Here is a 22,945-nt window from a genome sequence, read left to right on the forward strand (position 1 = left end):
AATCTATCCAGACCGCCGCCGGGAGAAACCCGTTTCGGCCCCGTCGGGTCAGTTCGGCCGCAGCGTCCAGACCACTGTCAGCGTGGAGGTGGGCTTGCCCTCCTCGGTGGCGATCTCCACCTGGACCGGGAACTCCGGCCGCTGGCCGGCCTCCAGCTCGGCGATCACCTCGGCCGGCGGGCGGCCGAGCCGGGCGGTGGCCAGCACCGGACCCATCGCCAGCTTCCGGTACGCGATCTCGGCGCGCACCGCGAGCGGCACCGCGCGGTCGAGCAGGTGCCCGAACGCGGCCATCACCACCGTGCCGGAGGCGGTCTCGCCGAGGGTGAACATCGCACCGGCGTGCGGACCGCCGACGTGGTTGTGGGTGGCCGGCGTGTCGGGCAGCCGGACGACCGCCCGCACCCCACCCTCCGCCTCGGGGGCCACCTCGAGGATCTCCAGATTCAACGTACGGGCGAACGGCACGGCCTCGAGCATGGCCGCCGCCACCTGGCGCGAGTCGATGGTCATACCCCGGAACGTTACTCGCCGGTAACTTCCCGGACAAGCGGCTGCGCCCGCCGATCCGGGAGCAGTGCGCCCCGCGATGGCTTCGGGTGCGTCTGTGGTCGTCGGAGCGACCACCGACGCGCCCGGACGACCCGCCACCGACCCGCTCACCGGCGACGCGCCCCGTCCCGGGAGCGGGGGCGGGGGCGTCGGGGTGGTGGCGGGTCAGAGGTTGGCGATGGTGCGGAGGATCTCGGCGTAGAAGTTGCCGTCGATGCTGCGGAACAGCGCGAAGCCCTGGCCCGGGTCGCCGAAGAACGGGCGCAGCGTCCAGGCGAGCTGGGTGCCGACGAAGCCGAAGAGCAGGATCCAGATGTAGAGCAGGGTCATGCTGGCCGGGCGCTGGCCCGGCTCACCGCGCCGGGCCGGCGGGGTGCCCCAGGGCCGCTGCGGGTAGCCGGGCGGCACCATCCCGGCCGGGTAGCCCGCCGGCACGAGCGCCGGCTGCCCGGCGAAGGCCGGCTGCGCCACCAGCACCGGCTGCGCGACCGGGCCGGGCTGCGCCGGGGCCGGCTGGCCGGTGGTCGGCGCGGCGGACCCGTCGCCGGCCGGCGTGCTGCCGTTGGCGGCGACCGGCGCGCCGCCGACCGTCGCACCCGCCGGCACCGGCTCGGCGACCGCCGGGGCGGGCTGCACCGCCTCGGCGGGCACGGCCGGCGCGGGAGCGGCCTGGGCGGGCACCGCCTGGGCGGCGGGGGTGGCGACGTTCGCCGCCTGGCCGGCGGTGGCCGGGGCGAGCAGGCCGTGCTCGTTGAGCACCTGCATGCCACCGGTCAGGAAGCGCAGGCCGACCACCGCGGACAGGGTCAGGATCGCCACGTTCAGCAGCTTGAAGAAGCCGTAGTCGGGGGCGGTGATCAGGAAGAACAGGCTGATCGGCGCGAACGCCACGGCGAGCATCGAGGTCACCGTGATGGCCACCATGACCAGGGCCACCGACTGCCGTACCGAGAGCCGGGCCCCGAAGACCAGGTTGAACAGGTAGAGCGTGGGCAGGCAGATGACCAGCGTGACCAGGAAGAGCAGCGGCAGCTTCACCGCCGAGGTCAGCGCCATCAGTGGGCTGTGGAACGCGCCCAGCACCGCGCCGTAGCAGGCCAGCGCCACGGCCGAGCTGGCCAGCATCCGGCCGGTCAGCGTGTTCAGGTCGCGCTCGGCCACGATCTGCTGCCAGATGCCTTGCCGGTCGCGCAGGATGCGCTCGATGACCAGCGGGCTGGGACGGTCACCCGACACGGGCGCACCCCTTCCGGTTCGATGCTCTGTGGATTGTGGTGCGCTGACGGTAGGGCACCGGGCCGGTCACCGCCACCCCACGTCGATCCGGTCGCCGCGCTCGTCGAAGAAGTGCAGCGCGTCCATGCGTACCGCTACCGAGAGCGGGTGACCGGCGGAGACCGCCGGGTACGGAGCCAGCCGGACGGCCAGCTCGGCCGGGCGCCGGTGGTGCCGGCCGGGGTCGTTGAGCACGCTGGTCCGCGTGCCGACGGACGCGCTCGGCGCCTCCCCCTCCCCGGCCCGCCCGGCGAGCCGCTGCATGACCTGGCCGAACCGGCGCAGCCCGCGCTGGCCGGCGACGTCGGCGGTCTCGCCGCGCGCGCCCATCTCGTCGACCACGATCGCGGTGGCCCCGATGTCCAGGAAGGCCAGCGACTCGTGCCCGTGGTGCTCCAGGTAGCGGATCCGGCCGTGCAGCACGTCGCCCGGGCTGTCCGGGGTGACCGGGGTGAGCGCCTCGGCCCGCATCCCGACCACGATCCGCTCCCCGTGGTAGTGCGCCACCGCCCGGCTGCGGATGTCGTCCCAGGGCAGGTAGAGCGCCTGCTCGCCGAGGGTGAGCGTGACGTAGCGGTCGAGGTGGACGTAGACCGAGGCCTCCAGCAGGTTCATCCGCGGGCTGCCGAGGAACGCGGCCACGTAGAGGGTGGCCGGCCGCCCGTACACCTGGGTGGGGGTGCCGACGTCCTGGAGGACCCCCTTGCGCATGATCGCGACCCGGTCGGCCATGGTCAGTGCCTCGGCCTGGTCGTGGGTGACGTAGATGGTGGTGACGCCCAGCTCGCGGGTGAGGCCGGAGATCTCCGCGCGCAGCTCGGCGCGGAGCCCGCTGTCGAGGTTGGACAGTGGCTCGTCCATCAGGAACAGGCCGGGCCGGCGGACGATCGCCCGCCCCATCGCCACCCGCTGGCGCTGCCCGCCGGAGAGCTGGCTGGGCTTGCGACCGAGCACGTCGCCGATGCCCAGGGCGCTGGCCACGTCGGTGACCCGCTCGCCGCGCGGCACCGGCTCGATCCCGGCCAGCCGCAGCGGGAAGGCGATGTTGTCGCCGACCGTCATGTGCGGGTAGAGCGCGAAGTCCTGGAAGACCATGGCGATCCGCCGGTCCCGGGGCGGCAGGTCGTTGGCCAGCTCCCCGTCGAGCATGATGGCGCCCGAGCTCGGATCCTCCAGCCCGGCGACCATCCGCAGCACTGTGGACTTGCCGCAACCGGACGGGCCGAGCAGCACCATGAACTCGCCGTCGTTGACGTCGAGGCTGACGCTGTCGACGGCGCGCGTGCCGTCATCGAAAACCTTGGTCACATCCTTGAGCGCGACGGTAGTCACCGTCTCCTCCCCCAGCTCATCGACCGAACCCCGAATGACTGTGACGAAACTCATGCGCTCCGCACATCGGGTAAACGTGCCATGTTCAGCCAGTGACAGACCTATTACGCCGTATCGAGCGCCGGCGATCGACCTGAGCGATGGTTCAGCAGGCCGGACGGGTCTCCGGCGACTCGTCGAGGAAGACCCGGCGGACCACCCGCTCGGCGGCGTGACCGTCCTCGAGCGAACAGAACCGGGTCCGGAACTGCTGGCGGGCCTTGCCGGCCGCGTCCGAGCCGTACTCGCCGGAGCGGAACAGGTCGAGCAGGTCGGCGAAGGTGCGGGCCACCGCACCCGGCGGCTCCGCCGTCACGTCGAAGTAGACGCCGCGGGCCAGCCGGTACGCGTCCCAGTCCGGGGCGTAGACGACGATCGGCCGGTCCAGCACCGCGTAGTCGAACATCGCCGACGAGTAGTCGGTGACCAGCACGTCGGCGGCGAGGTAGAGGTCCTCCACCCGGGGATGGCCGCTGACGTCGCGGATCCGGTCCCTCGACAGCGGCCGCCGGGTCCGCCGGTCCCGGTCGTGGAAGTAGTGGCTGCGCATCAGCAACCGGCCGGTCGGGCCGAGCACGTCGAGGAACCGGTCCGGGTCGAACGGCGGCCGGTAGCCGGGCAGGTGCTCCCGGTGCGTCGGCGCGTAGAGCACCACCTGCTCGTCGGGGCCGAGGCCGAGGTCGACGCGGATCCGCCGTACCTCCTCGGCGGTGGCGGTGACCAGCCGGTCGTTGCGCGGGTAGCCGACCTCCAGGGTGGTGTACGCGGCCGGGTAGGCGCGCTCCCACATCTGGGTGGAGAAGCTGTTCGCGCTGACGCTGTAGTCCCAGCGGTCCACCCGGCGCAGCAGCCCGGCGAAGTCCATCCCGACCGCGCCGAGCGGGTAGCGCTGCTGGTCCAGCCCCATCACCTTGACCGGCGTGCCGTGGTGGGTCTGCAGGTGCACCTGCTCGGGTCGCTTGCGGACGAAGTCCGGGAAGTTGACGTTGTTGACCAGCCAGCGGGCCCGGGCCAGCACCCGGTGGTACGCGGGCGTGCCGGCGACGACGTACTCGACGCCGTCGGGCAGCGTGTGCACCCGGTCCCGGCGGACGATCCACACCCCGCGCACCTGCGGCGCCAGCCGCCGCGCCGCCTCGTAGACGGCCGCCGGGTTGCAGGCGTAGCCGCGATACCAGTAGGCCGCGTACACCGCCAGCGTCGGGTCGACCGGTCGGCGCAGCTCGGCCCGGTAGTACTCGCGCAGCAGCGCGTCCCGGGCCGTCCGGGCGGTACGCCGGGCCACCGGCGCGACCCGCCGTTTCGCGCCCCGGGCGGTGCGCCGGGCCGCGTCCCGGGCCTGGCCGGCGGTCCGCAACGCGCTGAAGGTCCGCCAGCGCCCGGCCGCCACCAGCCGGTACTTGAGCCCCTCCACCCCGGCCGGGGTCGGAGGGCGCTCCGGCGGGACCCAGCGGGCGTAGTCGGCGGTGATCTGGCGGAAGAAGCCGGGACGCAGGTCGGGCGCGATCCGCTCGCCGTTGCCGAGCACTGTCAGGTAGTGCCAGATCATCCGCTCGAAGACCGCCGGGCGCAGCTCGTCGACCGCCGGCCCCCAGGAGTCCATCAGCCGGAACACCCGGTGCCACTGCTCGAAGACCTCGAAGTGCCGGTCGCCGCGGGTCCGGGTGATCGCCCCGGCCCGCCGCTGCCGGTAGTTGACACACACCCGGTCCAGCACGGCGATCCGCTCGGCGGCCATCAGCACCGGGTAGCTGAACGAGACGTCCTCGTACCAGCCCGGCGCGAAGCGCAGCCCCAGCTCGACCAGGAACCGCCGGCGGACCAGCCGGTTCCAGGCGGTGTGCAGCAGCCGCAGCGTCTCCGGCCGGTCCCGCAGCCGGAAGGTCCCGGCGCCGGGCGGCTCCGGGAACACCTCGGCCATCGCGCTGCGGGTGGCGGTGTCGTTCCAGTGCGTCCGGACGTGGTCGACCAGCAGCACGTCCGGCCGGTCGGCGCGCAGCCGCTCGGCCACCTCGACCAGGCAGTCCGGCGCCAGCCAGTCGTCACCGTCGACGAACCAGACGTACTCGCCGGCGGCCCGGTCCAGCCCGATGTTGCGGGCCGGACCGAGCCCGACGTTCTCGGTCAGCCGGATCGCCTGCACCCGCTGGTCGCGGGCCGCGTACTCGGCCAGGATCTCGCCGCCGTCGTCGGGCGAGCAGTCGTCGACCCCGATCACCTCGATGTCGGCGACCGGCTGGCCGAGGATGGAGTCCAGGCACTCGCGCAGGTAGCCCTGCACCCGGTAGGCCGGTACGACGAAACTGATCAGGGTCATCCGGCCGGCCCCTCCGTCAGCCCGGCGAGCGCCCTCCCGCACCGACCAGGCCCGCCGTCGCCCGCGCGGCGCGGGCGGGCAGGACGGCCCAGGCGAGGACCACGCTCCCCACAAAAACCACGAGAAGGTACGTACCGAGTGTAGCCATCCCGATACCCGCAATTCCGACGATCGCCGCGAGGGCCAGCAGCGCCGAACGGCCCTCCCAGCCCAGCGTGGCCGGGTGCAGCGGCGGCGCGGCCTGCCGCTTCTCCAGCCGGGCGGTGAGGTCGTAGTGGTGCAGGGTGAGCACGAAGACGTAACCGAAGACCAGCCACGCCGGCACCCCGCCGATCACCCCGACCGCGATGGCGAACAGGTACTCGGCGGCCCGCAGCGCGGCCGGCACCAGCCAGTCCAGCGGCCCGTTGTGCGCCGCGCCGGCGCCGAGGCCGCCGACCAGCAGCACCAGCAGCGCGACCGGCACCACCCAGCGCAGCCCGTCCGGGTCGCCGCCGTCGGCCGCGAGCAGCGCCGCCACCAGCAGCGCCGCCGACCCGAGCGCCGCGACCACCGCCAGGGTGAGCGGCCCCATCGGACGCAGCGCCGGCAGCCGGCGGGCCAGCGGGCCGTCGTCGCGGTGCAGGGTGGCGTCGACCGTGTCCAGCACCGGCACCCACATCCAGCGGGCGCGCAGGGTGCGCAGCGCCCCGGTGTACGCGAACGCCAGCACCCCCCAGGTCAGGACGGCGACCAGGCTGACCAGCGGGCCGAACAGCGCCACGGTCACCGCGATCAGCGCCCACCGCTCGCCGATCGGGAACACCACCGTCCGCTTCAGCCAGTACGACACCGAACCGGTGTCCGCCTGCACCCGGGTGGAGGCGGCGTTGAGCTTCCCGCCGATGCCGCCGGTGGCCCCCGCCGCCGGGCGGGGACGGCGGGCCGCCTCGTCGTGCAGCACGCCGTACCAGGTGTCGGTCATGTGCCGCACGGTCTGCAACGTCATCGCGGCGATCGCCAGCGCCCAGCCGTACCGGAACCCGGCCTGGGTCGCGCCGTAGCCGAGGCCGGCGTAGACCAGGTACTCCTTGGCCCGGTCGGCCATGGTGTCCAGCCAGCCGCCCCAGGCGCTGAAGTGCCGGGTGTAGCGGGCCAGCTGGCCGTCCACGCAGTCGAGGACGAAACCGAGGTAGAGCAGCACCGCCCCGGCGACCAGCGCCGGCCGGCCGCCGACCCCGAACAGCACCGCGGCGGCCACCGCGAAGGCCACCGAGATCATCGTGACCGCGGTCGGGCCGAGCCCGACCCGGGCCGCCGCCTTCGTCACGTACGGCGACCAGGTGCTGACGAAGAAGGTGGTGAAGAAGTCGTCCCGCTCCTTGACCGAGAGCTTCAGCTCGGCCCGGTCCTCGTCGACGGCGGCCACGGCCGCCTCCGCGGCGGCCAGCCCGGCGGCGTCGGTGACCCGGTGCGCGACGAGCAGGCGTACCCGGTGGGCGAAGGTCAGGGTGCCCAGCCCGGCGAGGCCGGCGAAGAGCCGGTCCACGGCGGGCCCGGCGACCGCCGGGGCGGTGCCGGCGGCGACCGCGCGGGCCGCGGCGGCGAGCACCGGCAGGTCGTCGGCGCCGACCCGCAGCGCGCCGCCGAAGATCCCGGTGGCCGCGCCGACCAGCCCCTCCGGCGGCCCGGCGTCGACCACCTGACCGCGCTCCTCGCGCACCGCGACCCACCCGGCGTCCGGCGGGTCGGTGAGCACCAGCGCCACGGTCGGCCCGACCGGGCTGGTGGCCAGGTGCCGCAGCACGGCGGTGTGCGCGACCAGGTCGGCGCCGGTGACGAGCACCGGCCCGGTGGCGGCGTCGGCGAGCGCGGCCAGCTCGTCGAGGTCGGCGGCGAACCGCACCTCGGCCGCCCCGGCCCGGCGCAACTGCGCGGCCAGCCGGTCGGCGAGCGTCCCGCCGGTCGTCGCCGCCGGCAGGCCCGCAGCCGGCGTGGTGGTGGGCAGGCTCGCGGCCGGCGCTCCGGCGGCGAGCACGATCGCGAGGGTCACCGCGGGACCGCGCTGTGGTACGCGTCCAGCGCCTCGGCGATGGTCCCGTCGACGCTCAGCCGGCCGCCGTCGAGGAAGAGCCCCCGACGGCAGAACCGGGTCAGGTCCTTTTCGTTGTGTGACACCAGCACCAGAGTGCGCCCCTCCCCGAGCAGACGGTCGATCGTCGCATAACACTTCTTCCGGAACTCCGCGTCACCGACCGCTGTCACCTCGTCCATCAGCAGGATCGGGTGCGGCAGGTGGGAGATGATCGCGAAGCCGAGCCGGACCTTCATCCCGGACGAGTAGTGCCGGACCGAGGTGTCGATGGCCCGCTCCACCTGCTCACCGGCGAACGAGACGATGTCGTCGAAGTGCCGTTTCAGGTAGCTCGACGACAGCCCGTGCAGCCCGCCCACCAGGTACAGGTTCTCCCGCCCGGTCAGGTCGTTGGAGAACCCGGCGGAGAGCTCCAGCAGCGGCGCGACATCGCCGCGGACCCGGATCCGGCCCTCGTCCGGGATCAGCACGCCGGCGATCAGCCGCAGCAGCGTGCTCTTGCCGGTGCCGTTGCGGCCGACCACACCGACCGTCTCGCCGGCGGAGATCGCGAAGGACACGTCGCGCAGCGGCCAGAACTGCCCGCTCCCCGCGCCCCGGGCGCCGCGGTGGATGAACAGCTCGCGCAGCCGCAACTGCCGCCGGCGGTTGCGGACGAACCGGATGCCGAGGCCCTCGGCCTCGATGATCGGGTCGGCCATTCACAGTTCCTTGAGCACGGCGGGCTCCAGCCGGCGGAACGACCACCAGCCGACGACCAGCACCAGCAGGCTGCCGCCGACCGTGGTGGCGAGCAGCCGGGCGTCCGGGAACTCGGCCGGGTACCAGATCGCGTGGTGCAGCTGGAAGATGCCGACCAGCGGGTTCAGCTCGTAGCCGAGCTTGAGCCAGCCCGGCAGGTCGGAGTCGCGCACCAGGCTCAGCGGATAGATGATCGGCGTGGCGTAGAAGAGCACCCGGATGATCAGCCGCATGAACCGCTCGACGTCGCGCATCAGCACGTTGAACGCCGACAGCAGCAGCGCCAGCCCGACCAGCAGCACCGCCTGCACGACCACCGCCAGCGGCAGGGCGAGCAGCGACCAGCCGAGGGTGACCTTGCCGTGCGCCGCGTACACCACCGCCACCGTGGCCAGGATCGGCAGGCCGGCGGCGTACTCGGCGAACCGGCCGGTGACCCGGCCGATCGGGAAGACCTGACGCGGCACGTTCATCGTGGTGATCAACCGCGACTGGCCGGTCAGCGCGTTGGTCGCCTCGCTCAGCGCGGAGCTGGTCCACATCCAGGCGAAGATCCCGGTGATCAGGAAGAGCGGGTACGAGTCGGCCGCCTCGCCCAGATGCCGGGTGGTGTCCCGGGAGTAGAGCACGCCGAAGACGAACCAGTAGATCGCGCCCATGCCGAGCGGCTCGATGAGCGACCACAGGTAGCCGAGCACGGACTGCTGGTACTTCACCGCGAGGTCGCGTCTGACCAGGATGCGCAGCGAATTGCGGTGCGACCACAACGCGCCGACGCCCGAGGTCACCGCCGCCTCCCGCCTCAGTGAACGGACGACAGGTTAGCAGTCGGTGAACGAACGCCCGCTCAGCACTCGATCACGTTGACGGCCAGGCCGCCGCGTGCCGTCTCCTTGTACTTCACCTTCATGTCCGCGCCGGTCTCCCGCATGGTCTTGATGACCTTGTCCAGCGAGACGGCGTGCACCCCGTCGCCGCGCAGCGCCAGCCGGGCGGCCGTGATCGCCTTGATGCTAGCCACCGCGTTCCGCTCGATGCACGGGATCTGCACCAGGCCACCGACCGGGTCGCAGGTGAGCCCGAGGTTGTGCTCCATGCCGATCTCGGCGGCGTTCTCCACCTGCTCCGGGGTGCCGCCGAGCGCCTCGGCCAGCCCGGCGGCGGCCATCGAGCAGGCCGACCCGACCTCGCCCTGGCAGCCGACCTCGGCCCCCGAGATGGAGGCGTTCTCCTTGAACAACACGCCGATCGCGCCGGCGGCGAGCAGGAAGCGCACCACCCCGTCCTCGGAGGCGCCCGGGGAGAAGCGGTCGTAGTAGTGCAGCACCGCCGGGATGATGCCGGCCGCGCCGTTGGTCGGGGCGGTGACCACCCGGCCGCCGGCCGCGTTCTCCTCGTTGACCGCGAGGGCGAACAGGGTCACCCAGTCCATCGCGCGCAGCGGGTCGGCCGCTCCCCGGCCCGCCGCGCCCGCCGCCGACCGCACCGGGTCCGCGTCCGCCATCAGGCCGCGGTACAGCTCGGCCGCCCGCCGCCGGACCTTCAACCCCCCGGGCAGTACGCCGTCCCGCTCGCAGCCGCGGGTGACGCACTCCCGCATCACCCGCCAGATCTCCAGCAGGCCGGCCCGCACCTCGCGCTCGCTGCGCCAGGACAGCTCGTTGGCGAGCATCACCTCGCTGATCGACAGCCCGGTCTCCCGGGTCACCGCGAGCAACTCCCCGCCTGTGGAGAAGGGGTACCGCACGGCGGTGGTGTCGGGCTTGATGCGGTCCGCCCCGGCCGCCGCCTCGTCGACGACGAACCCGCCGCCCACCGAGTAGTAGGTCCGCGTCCGGAGCGGCTCCCCGGCGGAGTCGTAGGCGGCGAAGGTCATCCCGTTCGGGTGGTACGGCAGCGACCGGCGGCGGTGCAGCACCAGGTCCCGGTCCGGGTCGAAGTCGATCTCGTGCGCGTCGAGCAGGCCGATCCGGCGTTCCGCCCGGATCCGGGCGACCCGCGGCTCCACGGAGTCGGTGTCGACCGTCTCCGGCGCCTCGCCGGCCAGCCCGAGCAGCACCGCACGGTCGCTGCCGTGGCCGTGCCCGGTGGCGCCCAGCGAGCCGAACAGCTCCGCCTGGATCCGGGCCGTGTCGGCGAGCAGCCCGTCGGCCTTGAGCCCGGCGACGAAGGTGCGGGCGGCCCGCATCGGCCCCACCGTGTGCGAGCTGGACGGCCCGATGCCCACGCTGAACAGGTCGAAAACGCTGATCATGCTGCTCTTCCTCGCCGTCGTCCGCCTCGCGCGGGGTGGTGGCCCGGCCCGGTGCCGGCCGCCCCGGTCGGGCGGCGGTCGGGCATCGCAGGGTGTGGACGCCCGACCTGCCAGCCTACCTGCCCAGGTCAGCCGCCGCCCCGGTGCGTCGCCGGCCACCGCCGTCCGGCCGGCGGCCAACGATCCGGATGGCGAGTGCGGCGCGGCGGCGCGGGTGGCCAAGCGCGGCGTGGTGCGGAGGCCGAGTGCGGCGCGGCGGCGCGGATGGCCAAGCGCGGCGTGGTGCGGAGGCCGAGTGCGGCGCGGCGGCGCGGATGGCCAGGCGCGGCGCGGCGCGGATGGCCGAGTGCGGCGCGGCGGCGCGGATGGCCAGGCGCGGCGCGGCGCGGATGGCCGAGTGCGGCGCGGCGGCGCGGATGCCAGGCGCGGCGCGGCGCGGATGGCCGAGTGCGGCGCGGCGGCGCGGGTGGCCGAGTGCGGCGCGGCGTCCGGTCCGGCGGCGGTCCGCGACGGCTGGCGCCGCTGCGGCGGTGCGCGACGGGCGGGTGCGTCGATCGGACCCCGCCGGGTAACCACCTACGGGTGACCGGGTGTCCGATCCTCCCGCAGGCCGAGGGCGGGATCGCCACCCGTTCCTACCGTTGATGACAGACGCGGCGGATCCGCCGCAGAGTGGGAGTACGACGATGAGTCGCAAACTGGTCCGGCCCCGCCAGGGGCGCATGCTCGCCGGTGTCTGCGCCGGCCTGGCCCAGCGGTTCGGCACGTCCGCCAACTTCGTCCGGCTGCTGTTCCTGCTGTCGCTGCTGCTGCCCGGCACCCAGGTGATCGTCTACCTGGTGCTCTGGATCCTGATGCCGAACGAGGACCGCTACCTCGCCACCGCCCGTCACTGACCTCTCCCGGCGCCGAGCGCGCAGCGCGCCGCCAGCACGAACAGGGAAAGAGTGGCCGTTCCAGCGCTGGAGGCCACTCTTTCTCTGTACGTACGACCCGTCGGGGCGGGGTCAGGGGGCGGTGTAGGTGACGGTGACCTTCTCGTAGCCGAGGGAGCGCAGGAGGCCCTCGAGCATCTTGCGGGTGTTCTCCTCGGCCCGCTGGGTCAGGCCGCTGTCCCGGGCGGCGGCGGTGATCCGTTCCTCGGCGAGCTGGTAGACCTGCTGCTGGCGGTTGGGATCGCCGCCGACCAGGTCACCGATCCGGTTGAGCAGGCCGCGCTGCTCGGCGAAGACGTAGCTCTTCTCCAGGTCCAGGTTGGTCTTGCCGAGCTGCGGCGCCGGCAGCTTGATCTCCACCGACTTGCCGTCGGCCGACTCGACCACCGCGCCTTCGGAGATCTTGGTGAAGTCGACGTACGCCTCGACGCTGCCCGCCCCGACGAAGAGCGTCCGCTGGTTGATCAGCCAGTCCGGCACGTTGCGCCGGTCGTTCTCCAGGTCGACGACGACCTGGAAGTTGCCCTCGGCGGCCACGTAGCGGCTGAGATCCTGGATCGACTTGAGCAGCGGCGGCTGGCTGCGGTCGGTCTGCTGCTTGGCGAACGGGTTGCGGAACTCCGGCAGGATGCCGGTCGCCTGCACGCCGAGGAGCACCACCACGGCGAGCGCCGCCGCGCCGAGCACCCAGAGCAGGCCGCGGGCCGGGCCACCGGGTGACGGCGGCACGCCGTCGGCGGGCCCGGTCGGGCCGCCCGACCGGTCGCGCAGGTCGTCGCCGGTGGGATAGCCCGGGAACTCCCTGGTGGGCTCGTTGATGCCAGCGTCGCGCGCCATCGCCCTCACCGTCCTCGTCAGACATGTCGTCCTCAGATGACGGTACGTCCCCGGTACGACACGCGCGCGGCGAGCGGCCAAGCCGCCCGTCTGCCCAGCTCAGCGCCGCTGCGCGGGGGCCGCCCGCCCGGTCGTCGGCGGGGCCGCCGGAGCGCCGGAGCGCCGGAGCGCCGCCGCCGGTCAGGCGAAGGCCGAGATGCCGGTGAGCTGCTGCCCGATCACCAGCTGGTGGATCTCCGAGGTGCCCTCGTAGGTGAGCACGCTCTCCAGGTTGTTGGCGTGCCGCATCACCGGGTACTCACCGGAGACGCCGTTCGCGCCGAGGATGGTGCGGCACTGCCGGGCGATCGCCAGCGCCTCCCGCACGTTGTTCAGCTTGCCCACGCTCACCTGCGCCGGGCGCAGCCGGCCGGCGTCGGCGAGCCGACCCAGGTGCAGCGCCAGCAGGTAGCCCTTGTGCAGCTCGACCGCCATGTCGGCGAGCTTGGCCTGGGTGAGCTGGAAGCCGGCCAGCGGCCGGCCGAACTGGGTGCGGGTGGCGGCGTACGCCAGGGCGGTCTCCAGGCAGTCGCGGGCCGCGCCGAGCGCACCCCAGACGATGCCGAACCGGGCCTCGGTGAGGCAGCTCAGCGGTGCCTTGAGGCCGACCGCCTCGGGCAGCCGCGCGGCGTCCGGGAGCCGGACGTCGTCCAGCGTGATCTCCCCGGTGACCGAGGCGCGCAGCGACATCTTGCGGGTGATCTCCCGCGCCGTGACGCCGGGGGTGTCCATCGGCACGGCGAACCCGCGCACACCGTCCTCGGTGCGGGCCCAGATCACCGCCACGTCGGCGATCGGCGCGTTGGTGATCCACATCTTGCCGCCGGTGAGCACCCAGTCGTCGCCGTCACGGCGGGCCCGGGTGGCCATCGACGCCGGGTCGGAGCCGTGGTCGGGCTCGGTCAGCCCGAAGCAGCCGACTGCCTCGCCGGTGGCCATCGACGGCAGCCAGCGCTGTTTCTGTTCCTCGCTGCCGTAGCGCCAGATGGCGTACATGGCCAGCGAGCCCTGCACCGAGACCAGCGAGCGCAGGCCCGAGTCGCCGGCCTCCAGCTCCAGGCAGGCCAGCCCGTACGCGACCGCGGACGCGCCGGCGCAGCCGTAGCCGTCCAGGTGCATGCCGAGCAGGCCGAGCTTGCCGAACTCGCGGGCCAGCTCCCGGGCGGGCACCCGGCCCTCCTCGTACCAGCCGGCGACGTGCGGGCGGACCCGGTCGTCCACCAGCTGGCGCACGACCGCGCGGATCTGCCGCTCCTCCTCGCTGAGCGACGAGTCCAGGTCGAGCAGGTCGAGCGGGGCGGTAGGGCTCATGGCAGCCACCTTAACGAAGGCTCAGGCGAACTCACTCCACCGGCTCGGAGAGCACCAGCACCCGGGCGTGGATCTGGTTGCGCTGCTGCAGCGCGGCGCGCAGCGCGCGGTGCAGCCCGTCCTCCAGGTAGAGCCCGCCGTTCCACTGCACCACGTGCGGGAAGAGGTCGCCGTAGAAGGTGGAGTCCTCGGCGAGCAGCTTGTCCAGCGCCAGTTCGCGCTTGGTGGTGATCAACTGGTCCAGGCGCAGCGGCCGCGGCGGGATCTCCGCCCACTGCTTGAGCGTCAGGTTGTGCTCCGGGTAGGGACGCCCGTCCCGAACCGCTCTGAAGATCACGACGGCACGCTCCCCTCCCCGTGGCCGGGCCGACCCGCGGCACCGTGCCGGGTCGCGGCGTGGCACCGCGACCTGCGGTACCGATGACCGTGCCAGCCTAGCCGGCCGTACCACACCGCGTTCTGCTCCCTGATGTCAGTTTCGCTACCGCTGGTCCGTTCCTCAACCCGGCGAATCCTCCGCAACCGGTCAGCTCCACCGGCCGCGCCGGACCACTTCGTCGACCGGACGGCGCCCTCGACGCAGCGACGGTGACCGATGGTCGAGCGCCCGGTAACCGATGGTGATGGCGCCGACGGGCTGGTACGCCGCGGGCACCCCGAACGCCTCCCGGTAGGCGTCGAGCCGGTGCGGCGGGATGCCGAAGAAGCACGCCCCCAGCCCCTCGTCCACGGCGGTCAGCAGCATCAGCAGCGCGGCGAAGCCGGCGTCGACGTACCAGTAGGGCACCGGCCAGCGCTCCGGCGAGCGGTCCGTCCAGCCCTTGTCCGGCTCGGCGTACCGGTCCAGGTAGGCGTCGCGGTTCGCGTGCGGGACGACGATCAGCGGCGCCCGGCGCATCCCGGCCAGCCAGCGCTCCCGGCCGCCGCCGGCCGGGGTGGTCGCCGCCCAGAACCGGTCCCGGTCCGCCGGCGTCTCCAGCACCAGGAAGCCCCAGCCCTGGGCGAAACCGGCGGACGGCGCGCGGACCGCGTGGTCGAGCAGGCGGTCGACCACGTCGGGCGGGACGGGGCGGTCCGGGTCGTAGTTGCGCACCATCCGGCGCCGCCGGACCACCTCGGCGAATTCCATTGCCGCCCCCGCTCAGGCCCCCGGCCGGACGCCCCAGGCGCCCCGCCAGGTCTGGCCCGGCGCCAGGGTGATCACGTCGCGGCCGGAGCGGAACGCGTCCGGCGGGCAGGTCATCGGTTCGACCGCCACCGACCGGCGGTGCCGTTCCCCGGTGAGGGTGTCGCCGGTGAACACCTGCCACCAGCCGAACTCCCGGTCGGCCCAGACGCGCACCCCGGCCGAGCCGTCCGGGGCGGCCAGGCTCACCGCGGAGCCGCCGTCGTCGTCGCGGACCACGTCGCCGAAGGTCAGGTCGAGCCGGGCGGCGCCGATCCGGCGCCGGCTGGTCCAGTCGTACGCGGTGCCGGCGACCGGGGTGGCCCCGATCGGCAGCAGCCGGGAGTCCAGCAGCAGCCGGTTGCGGGCCGGCAGCAGCATCGCCAGGTCGTCCACCGCCACCCCGGGCAGCCGCAGGTACGGGTGCACGGCGAAGCCGAACGGCGCGGGCTCGCCGCCGGTGTTGGTCACCTCGTGCTCGGCGCGCAGCCCGTCCGGCCCGACGCTCCACCGGCTGCGCAGCCGCAGCGGCCACGGGTAGCCCGGCTGCGCCGGCAGGTCGTAGCCGAGCGTCACCGCGTCGGCGGCCTGCTCCAGCAACTCCCAGGGCACCCAGTTGACCAGCCCGTGGATGGCCACCCCCCGCTCCGGCTCGGTCAGCGTCAGCTGCAACGACCGGTCGCCGAAGGCGTACCGCCCGTCCCGGATCCGGTTCGGCCAGGGGGCCAGCACCTGGCCGGCGCAGCCCGGGCAGAGCTCGTCCTCGGCGTACCCGTCGAGGTAGTCGACGCCGTCGTGCCGGTACGCCCGCACCCCGCCGCCCACCTCGACGATGACGGCCTCGTGGCCGGCGGCGGCGATGGTCCACTGCGCGCCCGAGAGCGGGCGCTGGTCGGGGCTGTCCATGCGGGGGACCCTAACCGCTCAGTCCCGGTCCCCGCTCGACGCGGTCGCCGCCCGGTAACGCAGCAGGGCCGGGAAGGCCACCGCGAGCAGCACCGCCAGCGCGGCGGAGAGCAGCCCGCCGCTGACCCACGCGACCCCGCCGCCGAGCCCGGCGGCCATCGCGCCGGCGCGCAGGTCGCCCAGGCGCGGGCCGCCGGCGATGACCACCGTGTTGACGCCCTGGAGCCGGCCGCGCATCCGGTCCGGCGCGTAGACCAGCAGCATCGACTGCCGCAGCACCGCGCTGACCAGGTCGGCCGCGCCGGCCACCGCGAGCAGCACCACCATCAGCCAGAGCTGACCGGCCAGCCCGGCCGCCGCCACCGCCAGGCCCCAGGCGATCACCGCCGCCACCAGCGCCAGCCCCTGCCGGTGCAGCCGGCCGATCCAGCCGGAGGTGAGCCCGCCGATCATCGCCCCGATCGCGATCGAGCTGTACAGCCAGCCGACCGCCGCCCCGCCGCCGAACCGCTCGTCGGCGATCTCGGGGAAGAGCGCCCGGGGCATGGCCAGCACCATGGCGATCAGGTCGATGGCGAACGAGAGCAGCAGCACCGGCGTGGTGGAGAGGTAGCGCAGCCCGTCCACGATGCTGGCCAGGCCGGCCTTGCGCGGGGTGCCGTCGCCGTCCGGGTCCGGCTCGGGCGGCAGCGCGGGCAGCCGCAGGGTGGCCCAGAGCGAAACGGTGAAGAGCAGGGCGTCGACGCCGTACGCGATCGGCAGCCCCACCCCGGGGTCCTGCCAGGTGGCGAAGATCAGGCCGGCGGCCAGCGGGCCGAACACCGCTGTCGCGGTGAAGGTGGTGAAGTTCAGCGTGCTGGCCGCCGGCACCAGCTCCAGCGGCACCAACCGGGGCAGGATCGCGTTGCGGGTGGGCGAGCTGATCGCGAACGCGATCGACTGCACGGCGATCAGCGCGAGCAGCAGCACCGGGCTGCCCACCCGCAGCAACGCCTGCAGCAGCAGGCCGAGCGTCGAGACCCAGAGCAGCACCGAGGTGACCAGCAGCACGCTGCGCCGGTCGCGGGCGTCGGCCACCGCGCCGCCCCAGAGCCCGAAGACCAGCAGCGGTACGAACGCCGCGATGCCGATCAACCCGACCCAGAGCGAGTCGCGGGTCAGCTCGTACATCTCCACCGGCACGGCCACGGCGGTGAACTGCATGCCGAACATGGCGATGCCGTTGCCGAGCCAGATCCGCCGGTACGCCGGCACGGCCAGCGGGCGCAGGTCGATGGCGAAGCGCCGCAGCCGACCCGGCCGCGGCTGCCTGACCTGGGTCACGGCGCCAGCCGCTCGACGGTCCAGGCGCCGCTGTCGGTGTCGTCGGTACGCCGGAAGCGCAGCCGGTCGTGCAGCCGGCTGGCCCGCCCCTGCCAGAACTCCACCGAGTCGGGCCGCACCCGCAGCCCGCCCCAGTGCGGCGGGGCCGGGATCGGGTCGACGTCGGCGAAGCGCTCCGCCGCCGCCCGGTAGCCGGCGTCCAGCGCGTCCCGGTCCGGGATCACCCGGGACTGCTCGCTGGCCCAGGCGCCCAGTTGGGAGCTGCGCGGCCGGCTGGCGAAGTACGCCTCGGTCCCGGCCCGGTCGATCCGCTCCACCCGGCCGGCGACCACCACCTGCCGGTGCATGGCGAACCAGGGGAAGACCAGGCTGGCGTACGGGTTGCCGGTCAGCTCGACGCCCTTGCGGGAGCCGTAGTTGGTGAAGAAGACGAAGCCCGCCGGGTCGTACCCCTTGAGCAGCACCGTGCGGGCGCTCGGCCGGCCGGCGGCGTCAGCGGTGCCGACCACCATCGCGTTCGGCTCCGGCAGCCCGGCGGCCACCGCGTCGGCGAACCAGCTGTCGAACTGGGTGTGCCAGTCGTCGGCCAGCTCGGCCTCGGAAAGGCCCAGGTCCCCGTCGTACTCGTTACGCATCGCGGCCGGGGGCACTGTGTCGCCCGTCACGTTCTCTCCCCTCCCCGTGGCGCCTGCCGACGCCACCCGGCGCAGGCCAACCCACGTCACATTGTCTTCCTCGTCCGTCCGGGCCGGATACGGCGGGGGATGTCGCGTGCGGCACAACCGCCGCGGGTCGCGGATCCGGTTACCCAGCAGGCAAGATGTCACGAACACATCCCTGAGGGGTCGCCTGAGGAGCTCGGCCGGCTGGGCCGGAGGAGAGCCCGAGCGGGCGCACCGAGCAGATCCAGGAGAGCGACATGGCCGATTTCAAACCCGGGCTGGAGGGCGTCGTAGCCTTCGAGACCGAGATCGCCGAACCCGACCGGGAGGGCGGTGCCCTGCGCTATCGCGGGGTGGACATCGAGGATCTCATCGGCCAGGTCTCCTTCGGCAACGTGTGGGCGCTGCTGGTGGACGGGCGGTTCGGCCCCGGCCTGCCGCCGGCCGAGCCGTTCCCGGTGCCGGTGCACTCCGGTGACATCCGGGTGGACGTGCAGTCCGCGGTGGCGATGCTGGCCCCGTACTGGGGGCTCAACCAGCTGCTGGACATCTCCGACGAGCAGGCCCGCGAGGACCTCGCCCGGGTCTCGGTGACCGCGCTCTCCTTCGTCGCCCAGTCCGCCCGCGGCCTGGGGCTGCCGGCGGTGCCGCAGAAGGAGATCGACAAGGCCTCCACCATCGTCGAGCGCTTCATGAAGCGCTGGCGGGGTGAGCCCGACCCGCGGCACGTCAAGGCCGTCGACGCGTACTTCATCTCGGCCGCCGAGCACGGCCTGAACGCCTCCACCTTCACCGCCCGGATCGTCGCCTCCACCGGCGCCGACGCCGCGGCCTGCATCTCCTCCGGCATCGGCGCGCTCTCCGGCCCGCTGCACGGCGGCGCCCCGTCCCGGGTGCTCAGCATGCTGGAGGCGGTCGAGCGCAGCGGCGACGCCGAGGGCTACGTCAAGGGCGTGCTCGACCGCGGCGAGCGGCTGATGGGCTTCGGTCACCGGGTCTACCGGGCCGAGGACCCGCGCGCCCGGGTGCTCCGCCGCACCGCCAAGGAGCTGGGCGCGCCGCGCTTCGAGGTCGCCGAGGCGCTGGAGAAGGCCGCGCTGGCCGAGCTCCAGGCCCGCCGCCCGGACCGGGTGCTCGCCACCAACGTCGAGTTCTGGTCGGCCGTGGTGCTCGACTTCGCCGAGGTGCCGGCGCACATGTTCACCTCGATGTTCACCTGCGCCCGGATGGGCGGCTGGAGCGCGCACATCCTGGAGCAGAAGAAGCTCCAGCGGCTGGTCCGCCCGTCCGCCCGGTACGTCGGCCACGGCCCGCGCAAGCCGCAGGAGGTCGACGGCTGGGACGCCATCCCGCACGGCGTCTGACCGCGCACCGCGTACGCCGAGGGCCCCGTCCGCGCCGGACGGGGCCCTCGCGCGTCTCCCGCGCGGCCCGGCCGCCCGTCCCGGCCGCTCCGGGTGCACCTGTGGTCGCCCCAGCGGCCACGGCGGCACCCGGAACCAGGGCACATGTGGTGCAGGACTCAGCCGCGGAGCCGGGACCGACCGGCCGGCGGCCCGCCCGGGATGGGAGGATGAGGTTTCGGCAGTGCCGCCGGACCTTGCTCGGATCCCGGCCGCCGTGTGCCCACACGCCGCCGCCGGTCCGCGCCCCGCCAGCTCACCGGGCCCCGGCCCATGCGGAAGGATCTTGAAAACCGTGGCTGACGCACCGACCATCCGGATTCCCGACGAGATCAAGCCCGCCGACGGGCGGTTCGGCTGCGGGCCGTCCAAGGTCCGTCCGGCGGCGGTGTCCGCCCTCGCCGACGTGGCGACCAGCTACCTGGGCACCTCCCACCGGCAGAAGACGGTCCGCGACCAGGTGGCCCGGCTGCGCCGCGGCATCGCCGAGTTCTTCGCCCTGCCCGAGGGCTACGAGGTGGTCCTCGGCAACGGCGGCACCACCGCGTTCTGGGAGGTGGCGGCGTTCGGGCTGATCCGCGACCGGGCGCAGTTCGCCAGCTTCGGCGAGTTCGGCGCCAAGTTCGCCAAGTCGGTCAAGGACGCCCCGTTCCTCGGCGAGCCGACCATCCGCAAGTCGGACGCGGGCAGCGCCCCCACCCTGGTCGCCGAGGCCGGCGTGGACGTCTACGCCACCCCGCACAACGAGACCTCGACCGGCGTCGCGGTGCCGATCTCCCGGGTGCCCGGGGCGGACGAGGGCTCGCTGCTGCTGGTCGACGCCACCTCCGGCGCCGGCGGGCTGGAGGTCAACGTCGGCGAGACCGACGTCTACTACTTCGCCCCGCAGAAGTGCTTCGGCTCGGACGGCGGCCTCTGGCTGGCGCTGATGTCCCCGGCCGCGCTGGAGCGGGCCGCCGAGATCAAGTCGTCCGGCCGCTACATCCCGGCCTTCCTCGACCTGGTCACCGCGATCGACAACTCGCGGCTGGAGCAGACGTACAACACCCCGGCGCTGGCCACCATCTTCCTGGCCGCCGAGCAGACCGACTGGATGAACGCCCAGGGCGGGCTGGCCTGGGCGGCCAAGCGCACCGCGGAGAGCGCCGCCATCGTCTACGGCTGGGCCGAGCGTTCCGCGGTGGCCACCCCGTACGTCGCCGACCCGGCGCTGCGGTCCAACGTCGTCGCCACCATCGACTTCGCCGACGGGGTGGACGCCTCGGCGATCGCCAAGGCGCTGCGCGCCAACGGCATCGTCGACACCGAGCCCTACCGCAAGCTCGGCCGCAACCAGCTGCGGGTGGCGCTCTTCCCGGCCGTGGAGCCGGCCGACGTGGAGGCTCTCACCGCGTCCATCGACTACGTGGTCGAGCGCCTCTAGGCATCGACACGGTGGGTGACCGCCGGGGCGACGGCGGCCACCCACCGTGATCATCGCCGCAGCTCAGTCGCGACATGCGGGCGTGGCGTCTCCCACCTCGCGGCGGATACGCGTACCGTGGTGCGAGACGCCCGGGTGGCCGACCCGTGGCGTGCGGCCAGCGAAGCGGGACGGAGGCAACGCTAATGCGCCCAGTACGCTTCGTCGCCCTCTCCGAGGACGGCCAGGCCCTGGTGCTCGCCGACGAGGTCGGGCGACTGCTCGCCCTGCCCATCGACGAGCGCGTCGCCGGCGCGCTGCACGCCGAGCCCGGCGCACCGCCGCTCGCGGTGGCGCCGGCCGCCGCCGACCCGGCGCCCTCCCTGTCTCCCCGCGACATCCAGGCCCGGATCCGCTCCGGGGAGTCCGCCGAGGACGTCGCCCGGATCGCCGGCGTGCCGGTCGACCGGGTGCTGCGCTACGCCGGCCCGGTGCTCCAGGAGCGCGCGATGCTCGCCCAGCACGCCCGGCGCACCCGGCTCAAGGGGGCGGAGAAGCCCACCCCGCTGGCCGAGGTGGTCAACGGCCGGCTGGCCCAGCACGGCATCGACACCGAGAAGATCTCCTGGGACGCCTGGCGGCGCGACGACGGCACCTGGCGGATCGTCGCCACCTGGCCGTCCGGCAAGGCCACCGCGCAGGCCGTCTGGGATCTGGACAAGACCCGGCAGGCGGTCACCCCGCACGACGACATGGCGCAGTACCTCTGCGCCGAGCGTCCCACGCCGATCCTCGGCCAGGAGCCGGCGCCGGAGCGGGGCGGGCACGCGCTGCCCGGTCCGTCGCGCGGCGAGCCGAGTCGCGGCGGGCACGGCCTGCCGACGCCGGCCGAGCACAGCCGCCCCGGCCGGGATCCGATCCGGGCCGGGCGGGACGCCCTGCTCGCCTCGCTCGACCGGCCGCTCGGCGCGGCCTCCGGTCGCGGGCTCGACCCGCGCTCACCGGCCGCGCTGGCCGGCCCCTCCGACGCGCCCCGGCAGCGGGCGGTCGGTGGTGGCGCCGCGGCGCTGCTCGGCGGCGGCCAGGGTTCGGCCTTCGACGACGACTCGGACGCGCCGAAGGAAGTGCCGGCCGTGCCGTCCCTGGCGGTGCTCCGGCCCCGCCGCACGGGTGCCGCGGCGGCTGCCGGCGGCGAGTCCACCGAGGCCGGTGGCAAGCCGCGCAAGCGCCTGCCGAGCTGGGACGACGTGCTCTTCGGCAGCGGCCCGGCGGCCCGCGAGTCCTCCTGACCTGCGTCGGCCTGGCGGCCCTCCGGTCGCCGGAGCCGACGCGAGGCACCCCGAAGGGGCCACCGTGGCAGGGTGGGCCGTATGGACTACACGAACCTCGGCCGCACCGGCCTGTCCGTCAGTCGTCTCTGCCTCGGCACCATGAACTTCGGGCCGCAGACCAGCGAACCGGACAGCTTCGCGATCATGGATCGGGCGCTCGACCACGGGATCAACTTCTTCGACACCGCCAACGTCTACGGCTGGCAGACCGGCGAGGGGATCACCGAGCAGATCATCGGGCGCTGGTTCGCCCGGGGCGGCGGCCGGCGGGAGAAGGTCGTGCTGGCCACCAAGGTCTACGGCAAGATGGGCGACTGGCCCAACGAGCGGGGCCTCTCCGCCCGGCACATCGTCCGGGCCTGCGAAGGCTCGCTGCGCCGCCTGCGGATCGACACCATCGACCTCTACCAGATGCACCACATCTCCCGGACCACGCCCTGGGAGGAGATCTGGCAGGCGATGGAGACCCTGGTCGCGCAGGGCAAGGTGCTCTACGTCGGATCGTCCAACTTCGCCGGTTGGCACATCTCGGTCGCCCAGGCGGCGGCCGGCCGGCGCAACTTCCTCGGCCTCGTCTCCGAGCAGTGCATCTACAACCTGCTGACCCGGCACGTCGAGCTGGAGGTGATCCCGGCCGCCCAGCACCACGGGCTGGGCATCATCCCGTGGTCGCCGCTGCACGGGGGGCTGCTCGCCGGGCTGCTCCGCAAGATGGCCGAGGGCGGCGCGGCGCGGGGCACCAGCGGCCGCTCGGCCGAGGCGCTGGCCGCGCACCGGCCGACCATCGAGGCGTACGAGAAGCTCTGCGCCGACCTCGGCCACGACCCGGCCGACGTGGCGCTGGGCTGGTTGCTCTCCCGGCCCGGGGTGACTGCCCCGATCATCGGCCCGCGCACCGTGGAGCAGCTCGACCGCTCCCTCGGCGCCCTGGAAGTCCGCCTCGACGAGCCCACCCTGAACCGCCTCGACGAACTCTTCCCGCCCCTCGGCAACGGCGGCCCCGGTCCCGAAGCCTGGGCCTGGTAACTCCCCCGCACCGGCACGTCG

Annotated in this window: 20 protein-coding genes; 5 read left to right on the forward strand and 15 right to left on the reverse strand. The window is 73.9% G+C overall.

Features of this window, described 5'->3' with window-relative positions; genetic code table 11:
* Positions 1 to 48: 48 nt before the first annotated feature.
* The 8 genes from Q3W71_RS07325 to Q3W71_RS07360 form a co-directional block, all read right to left on the reverse strand.
* Positions 49 to 513 (reverse strand): DUF4442 domain-containing protein, encoded by a 465-nt coding sequence (locus tag Q3W71_RS07325; protein WP_302918497.1) that lies wholly within the window; start codon positions 511 to 513, stop codon positions 49 to 51.
* Positions 514 to 717: 204 nt separating this feature from the next.
* Positions 718 to 1,788 carry a hypothetical protein gene (locus Q3W71_RS07330; protein ID WP_302918498.1) on the reverse strand — a complete coding sequence of 357 codons (1,071 nt, stop codon included), beginning with the start codon at positions 1,786 to 1,788 and terminating at the stop codon, positions 718 to 720.
* A gap of 66 nt (positions 1,789 to 1,854) precedes the next feature.
* Positions 1,855 to 3,159 (reverse strand): ABC transporter ATP-binding protein, encoded by a 1,305-nt coding sequence (locus Q3W71_RS07335; RefSeq protein WP_302918499.1) that lies wholly within the window; start codon positions 3,157 to 3,159, stop codon positions 1,855 to 1,857.
* 145 nt (positions 3,160 to 3,304) lie between these two features.
* The gene (locus Q3W71_RS07340; RefSeq protein WP_302918500.1) at positions 3,305 to 5,515 is read right to left on the reverse strand and encodes a bifunctional glycosyltransferase family 2 protein/CDP-glycerol:glycerophosphate glycerophosphotransferase; all 2,211 of its coding nucleotides are present in this window, start codon (positions 5,513 to 5,515) and stop codon (positions 3,305 to 3,307) included.
* A gap of 16 nt (positions 5,516 to 5,531) precedes the next feature.
* On the reverse strand, positions 5,532 to 7,475 hold the full coding sequence (locus Q3W71_RS07345) for a DUF5941 domain-containing protein (protein WP_302918743.1): 1,944 nt from the start codon (positions 7,473 to 7,475) through the stop codon (positions 5,532 to 5,534).
* Positions 7,476 to 7,543: 68 nt separating this feature from the next.
* On the reverse strand, positions 7,544 to 8,290 hold the full coding sequence (locus Q3W71_RS07350; protein WP_302918501.1) for an ABC transporter ATP-binding protein: 747 nt from the start codon (positions 8,288 to 8,290) through the stop codon (positions 7,544 to 7,546).
* Positions 8,291 to 9,118: an ABC transporter permease gene (locus Q3W71_RS07355; RefSeq protein ID WP_302918502.1), complete on the reverse strand. Its 828-nt coding sequence runs from the start codon at positions 9,116 to 9,118 to the stop codon at positions 8,291 to 8,293.
* Positions 9,119 to 9,177: 59 nt separating this feature from the next.
* Positions 9,178 to 10,584 (reverse strand): L-serine ammonia-lyase, encoded by a 1,407-nt coding sequence (locus Q3W71_RS07360; RefSeq protein ID WP_302918503.1) that lies wholly within the window; start codon positions 10,582 to 10,584, stop codon positions 9,178 to 9,180.
* A 686-nt stretch (positions 10,585 to 11,270) separates the two neighbouring features.
* On the opposite strand from Q3W71_RS07360, the gene Q3W71_RS07365 reads away from it, so the two are divergent.
* The gene (locus tag Q3W71_RS07365; RefSeq protein ID WP_302918504.1) at positions 11,271 to 11,480 is read left to right on the forward strand and encodes a PspC domain-containing protein; all 210 of its coding nucleotides are present in this window, start codon (positions 11,271 to 11,273) and stop codon (positions 11,478 to 11,480) included.
* A gap of 111 nt (positions 11,481 to 11,591) precedes the next feature.
* Here Q3W71_RS07365 and Q3W71_RS07370 read toward each other — a convergent pair whose 3' ends face one another.
* The 7 genes from Q3W71_RS07370 to pdxH form a co-directional block, all read right to left on the reverse strand.
* On the reverse strand, positions 11,592 to 12,356 hold the full coding sequence (locus tag Q3W71_RS07370) for a DUF4230 domain-containing protein (protein WP_302918505.1): 765 nt from the start codon (positions 12,354 to 12,356) through the stop codon (positions 11,592 to 11,594).
* A 180-nt stretch (positions 12,357 to 12,536) separates the two neighbouring features.
* Positions 12,537 to 13,706: an acyl-CoA dehydrogenase family protein gene (locus Q3W71_RS07375; protein ID WP_302918506.1), complete on the reverse strand. Its 1,170-nt coding sequence runs from the start codon at positions 13,704 to 13,706 to the stop codon at positions 12,537 to 12,539.
* A 31-nt stretch (positions 13,707 to 13,737) separates the two neighbouring features.
* Positions 13,738 to 14,043, reverse strand: coding sequence for a type II toxin-antitoxin system VapB family antitoxin (locus Q3W71_RS07380; protein WP_076470742.1), 306 nt, complete (start codon positions 14,041 to 14,043; stop codon positions 13,738 to 13,740).
* Between the two features lie 189 nt (positions 14,044 to 14,232).
* Positions 14,233 to 14,835, reverse strand: a complete 603-nt coding sequence (locus Q3W71_RS07385) for a nitroreductase family protein (RefSeq protein WP_302918507.1) — start codon at positions 14,833 to 14,835, stop codon at positions 14,233 to 14,235.
* A 12-nt stretch (positions 14,836 to 14,847) separates the two neighbouring features.
* The gene (locus Q3W71_RS07390) at positions 14,848 to 15,777 is read right to left on the reverse strand and encodes an aldose 1-epimerase family protein (RefSeq protein WP_302918508.1); all 930 of its coding nucleotides are present in this window, start codon (positions 15,775 to 15,777) and stop codon (positions 14,848 to 14,850) included.
* Positions 15,778 to 15,795: 18 nt separating this feature from the next.
* On the reverse strand, positions 15,796 to 17,100 hold the full coding sequence (locus tag Q3W71_RS07395; protein ID WP_302918509.1) for an MFS transporter: 1,305 nt from the start codon (positions 17,098 to 17,100) through the stop codon (positions 15,796 to 15,798).
* Positions 17,097 to 17,735 (reverse strand): pyridoxamine 5'-phosphate oxidase, encoded by a 639-nt coding sequence (pdxH, locus tag Q3W71_RS07400; protein ID WP_302918744.1) that lies wholly within the window; start codon positions 17,733 to 17,735, stop codon positions 17,097 to 17,099. The genes Q3W71_RS07395 and pdxH overlap by 4 nt, the downstream gene beginning before the upstream one ends.
* Positions 17,736 to 18,019: 284 nt before the next feature.
* Here pdxH and Q3W71_RS07405 point away from each other — a divergent pair, with 284 nt between their 5' ends.
* From Q3W71_RS07405 to Q3W71_RS07420, 4 genes are all read left to right on the forward strand, one after another.
* Positions 18,020 to 19,126 (forward strand): citrate synthase 2, encoded by a 1,107-nt coding sequence (locus Q3W71_RS07405; RefSeq protein ID WP_302918510.1) that lies wholly within the window; start codon positions 18,020 to 18,022, stop codon positions 19,124 to 19,126.
* 334 nt (positions 19,127 to 19,460) lie between these two features.
* A complete protein-coding gene (serC, locus tag Q3W71_RS07410; RefSeq protein WP_302918511.1) occupies positions 19,461 to 20,588 on the forward strand; it encodes a phosphoserine transaminase in 1,128 nt (375 codons plus the stop codon).
* Between the two features lie 185 nt (positions 20,589 to 20,773).
* Complete coding sequence (sepH, locus tag Q3W71_RS07415; protein ID WP_302918512.1) at positions 20,774 to 21,856, forward strand: septation protein SepH; 1,083 nt, start codon at positions 20,774 to 20,776, stop codon at positions 21,854 to 21,856.
* Between the two features lie 81 nt (positions 21,857 to 21,937).
* Positions 21,938 to 22,924, forward strand: a complete 987-nt coding sequence (locus Q3W71_RS07420; RefSeq protein WP_302918513.1) for an aldo/keto reductase — start codon at positions 21,938 to 21,940, stop codon at positions 22,922 to 22,924.
* The last annotated feature ends 21 nt before the right edge of the window (positions 22,925 to 22,945 follow it).

This window comes from Micromonospora sp. C28SCA-DRY-2 (assembly GCF_030519475.1).
Taxonomy (GTDB): Bacteria; Actinomycetota; Actinomycetes; order Mycobacteriales; family Micromonosporaceae; genus Micromonospora.